Source organism: Nostoc flagelliforme FACHB-838 (assembly GCF_014698065.1).
GTDB lineage: Bacteria > Cyanobacteriota > Cyanobacteriia > Cyanobacteriales > Nostocaceae > Nostoc > Nostoc flagelliforme_B.
Genome location: NZ_JACJSI010000613.1, coordinates 1 through 2,558 on the forward strand (window position 1 = coordinate 1; position 2,558 = coordinate 2,558).

The 2,558-nt window shown below is 47.5% G+C and carries 1 protein-coding gene and 1 pseudogene; both read left to right on the top strand.

Going from position 1 to position 2,558, the window contains the following annotated elements; translation table 11 throughout:
* Positions 1-1,080 (top strand): annotated as a pseudogene (locus H6G97_RS49655) (bifunctional DNA primase/helicase); the annotation flags it as partial.
* A gap of 612 nt (positions 1,081-1,692) precedes the next feature.
* A partial coding sequence (locus H6G97_RS49660; protein ID WP_190947599.1) for a tyrosine-type recombinase/integrase occupies positions 1,693-2,558 on the top strand: 866 nt, incomplete at its 3' end.

Consider the following 2,558-nt stretch of genomic DNA (forward strand, 5'->3'; position numbering starts at 1 on the left):
AAAGCAGCAGCACAAGCTTTGGATAGTGCCCACAATTCGGCTGTTGCCAAGGCGAACAATATTACTTTGAGTGAGTACCGTGCCCGTCAGAGCAAAGATTACCTTGACCCTAATGAAATTTTTGAATGTGAAAAGTTTCGCATTTCTGATTCTTACGGCATCGAAGTAACCGAATCACTCGTAGAAATGGATAAAGGTGGTCGCTTAATTAGAGCGATCGCCGGACTTGAGGCCATTTTAGCCCCACCCGAAGAATCGTTTACTGACCCCAAAACTGGGCAAACTTATCCTACACCACCAACAATTGTCACCCAAAAAGACCGCACCGAGCGCGACAATCTACCTTTGTGCATCGACTGGGGCAATTACTCCGCACGGTGGCTTGCTAGATTTAACCTGGGACTGCATCAAATTCTCACTTCTTTAATGAAGGGTGAAGAAGTTACCGCCGACGATTCCACCTTACTCAAGATGAGGGACATCGCTATACATTGTGCTGCTCACGTGAAAGCAATTCTTGGGTTTACTATTCCCCTAGACTGTAAACCTATTTGGTTGCTAGGCACTCTTATAGAGCAGCTGGGGCTAAAACTGACTTTCCGTAAACAGGGTAAACGGGGTCAACAGGTGAAACTTTTCTCTTTATCTAAAGAGGAATTGGAATTTGCTCTCCAAGTAATTGCTCATCGTGAAACGAAGCGCAATCAAAAAGAAAATCGAACCTATTACGCGGCTCAAACCCCTGCGGTGTATAGTGTAAACCCCAATCAGCAGGCCGTATCCACACCCCCCCTTGATGCTATAGGGAACTCCCATTGCCAAGGGGAGGATACTACCGATTCTGAACCGCCCCAAACAGACCGGATTACGCTACTCCACTGCGTAGAAATACTTCGCTCTGGTATTTCTCGTGGAGTGGACGCAATTAAAGGCATCCTTAAGCGATGGGTTGAGGATTTGCGCTGGGAGACGGTGCTGGAACTTGAAGCGATCGCCGCAAATGAACTGCGACTTGTGGAGGCTCAAGTCCCGGAATTTTACGCCTTGCTGAATGAAGAGGTGTTGCCTATCGAGGCGTGATTTCATGAACTAACTAATATTATTGGTGTTCCCGCTCAAGGGTTTTGTCCGGGCGGCTGTCAGCCGCTCATTCTCCCAGGTTAGCGAATGTATACACAAGTCTGGGGCAAAAATAAACAGAAAATCGTTCTGGTATCGACTGGGGGGATGGTAATAGAGGTATCCTCTGACCAACGACAAATGTATGCTTTCACGCCCTAAGATCCGAAAACATTAGTTTTCGGATCTATCTAGGAACGGTCGCTTTGTGTGATGTTGAGGCAGTTTTTGTATCGGGGAGGTGAGTTCTTTTCTTTACAAACGTAGACGTATTAACACGCAAAACTGGGTAACTCAAGGATTCAGGCGTGAATTCACGTCTAAGAAATTTTAGTAAATGTTGCTCCCCTGGAATCGATAATTGAAAAAGGGACACACCATTCGGAACAATCTTTTTTTGTGTAAGGGAGATCCAAGAAATAAAATGCCCAGCCGTCGCTTTCGCCCCGAAGGGCGAAAGCGCCTATCTACCTCGGTTTTGCCAAAAATATTATTGATACGGCTGGGCATTTTATTACTGGTAAGGGCCTAAGAGGCTGATTGGATTTTATGTAGGAACCGAACTAACTCTCGATGCTAACACCAGGGGCAGAAAACTCGGTGCAGAGGATGGCAGATGTTACTAACACTGCCCAAATAGTGGAGCTGTGGAAGAGTAGCAAGCGCTCGCCCGAAACCCGGCGTTCTTATGAGACAGATATCCGTTATTTCATTGCCTTTGTGCTAGGTGTAAGCCCAAAACTTGTACAGTTGAATGACTTAGACTTGCGAACAGTAACAATGAACGACGTTCTAGCGTTCGCTGATTATCTGGAAACCAAGGAATATGAGAACTCCACCCGCGCCAGAAAACTTGCGGCGATCAAAAGTCTGCTGCGGTTCGCTCTGAAAGTGGAATGGACAAAATTTAATGTCGCTGCCGAAGTACCGTTACCCGAACCCCAGGACAAGTTAGCCGAACGCCTTCTTTCTGAGTTAGAGGTGATGACAATGATTGCCCTGACCCCAAAGGGTCGCGATCGGCTAGTAATCCAACTGCTTTATTATACTGGTGCTAGGGTGAGTGAGATTGCTGTTTTAACCTGGCGCTCGGTACAACCAGGGCGCGATGGCAACGGACAAGTTACGCTCTACGGCAAGGGGCAGAAAACCAGAACCGTGGTAATCCCCAAAAGCATTTATCAGGAATTGCTGGCACAAAGAACCAATAATAGTCCCGATGCGCCCGTGTTTATTAGCCGCCAGGGTGGTGCTGTAGGTGAGCGGCGAATCCGTAAGATTGTTGCAGAATCTGGAAAAAGGGCAGGGATTTCTGGGAATGTGTCGCCACACTGGCTGAGGCACTCTCATGCAACACATAGTTTAGACCGGGGCGCACCTGTGCAACTGCTGCAAGCAACCTTGGGACATTCATCGCTGAACCAAACTAGCCGTTACAC